Below are 267 nucleotides of genomic sequence, written 5' to 3'. Positions count from 1 at the left end.
CTACGACAATTACACTCCTGGATACATCGACAACGTCTACACCGGAAACAGCGACACCAACGCCACGCGCCAGACCGGTGGGCGCCTGATTTTGTTGTGGCACCCGGCCGCTTCGGTCGCGGTGAAAGTCACCGCATTCTGGCCCAGCATCGAGACAAACTCCGAGGCGGACATGTCGTCTGCTGGCGTCACCATGGTACGCGGGACGGGCGATGCGAACATCGTCAAGGCGTCGGGGTTCTATGGTGATCTCACGGAACACCATGC

At 59.9% G+C, this 267-nt stretch carries 1 protein-coding gene; it reads left to right on the top strand.

What is annotated here, in order from left to right:
- The coding region (locus tag ACY9Z2_RS19085) for a hypothetical protein (protein WP_463611256.1) at window positions 1–267 on the top strand (267 nt) is incomplete at both ends.

Source organism: Virgibacillus sp. GM2-2 (genome assembly GCF_055329585.1).
The sequence above is the reverse complement of the archived record's forward strand: the minus strand, read 5'-3'. Positions and strand labels throughout refer to the sequence as shown.